At 53.4% G+C, this 1,340-nt stretch carries 1 rRNA gene; it reads left to right on the plus strand.

Annotated elements, in window-relative coordinates:
• Positions 1 to 1,340 (plus strand): 23S ribosomal RNA (locus ACF8FB_RS05875); the annotation flags it as partial.

Here is a 1,340-nt window from a genome sequence, read left to right on the forward strand (position 1 = left end):
CATGCTTCCAAGAAAAGCTCCTAAGCTTCAGATAACTGGGAACCGTACCCCAAACCGACACAGGTGGTTAGGTAGAGAATACCAAGGCGCTTGAGAGAACTCGGGTGAAGGAACTAGGCAAAATGGCACCGTAACTTCGGGAGAAGGTGCGCCGGCGAGGGTGAAGGACTTGCTCCGTAAGCCCATGCCGGTCGAAGATACCAGGCCGCTGCGACTGTTTATTAAAAACACAGCACTCTGCAAACACGAAAGTGGACGTATAGGGTGTGACGCCTGCCCGGTGCCGGAAGGTTAATTGATGGGGTTAGCGCAAGCGAAGCTCTTGATCGAAGCCCCGGTAAACGGCGGCCGTAACTATAACGGTCCTAAGGTAGCGAAATTCCTTGTCGGGTAAGTTCCGACCTGCACGAATGGCGTAACGATGGCGGCGCTGTCTCCACCCGAGACTCAGTGAAATTGAAATCGCTGTGAAGATGCAGTGTATCCGCGGCTAGACGGAAAGACCCCGTGAACCTTTACTATAGCTTTGCACTGGACTTTGAATTTGCTTGTGTAGGATAGGTGGGAGGCTTTGAAGTGGGGACGCCAGTTCTCATGGAGCCATCCTTGAAATACCACCCTGGCAACTTTGAGGTTCTAACTCAGGTCCGTTATCCGGATCGAGGACAGTGTATGGTGGGTAGTTTGACTGGGGCGGTCTCCTCCCAAAGAGTAACGGAGGAGTACGAAGGTGCGCTCAGACCGGTCGGAAATCGGTCGTAGAGTATAAAGGCAAAAGCGCGCTTGACTGCGAGACAAACACGTCGAGCAGGTACGAAAGTAGGTCTTAGTGATCCGGTGGTTCTGTATGGAAGGGCCATCGCTCAACGGATAAAAGGTACTCCGGGGATAACAGGCTGATACCGCCCAAGAGTTCATATCGACGGCGGTGTTTGGCACCTCGATGTCGGCTCATCACATCCTGGGGCTGAAGCCGGTCCCAAGGGTATGGCTGTTCGCCATTTAAAGTGGTACGCGAGCTGGGTTTAGAACGTCGTGAGACAGTTCGGTCCCTATCTGCCGTGGACGTTTGAGATTTGAGAGGGGCTGCTCCTAGTACGAGAGGACCGGAGTGGACGAACCTCTGGTGTTCCGGTTGTCACGCCAGTGGCATTGCCGGGTAGCTATGTTCGGAAGAGATAACCGCTGAAAGCATCTAAGCGGGAAACTTGCCTCAAGATGAGATCTCACTGGGATCTTGAATCCCCTAAAGGGCCGTCGAAGACTACGACGTTGATAGGTTGGGTGTGTAAGCGCTGTGAGGCGTTGAGCTAACCAATACTAATTGCCCGTGAGGCTTG

Source organism: Pseudomonas sp. yb_2 (genome assembly GCF_043103905.1).
Classification (GTDB): Bacteria; Pseudomonadota; Gammaproteobacteria; order Pseudomonadales; family Pseudomonadaceae; genus Aquipseudomonas; species Aquipseudomonas alloputida.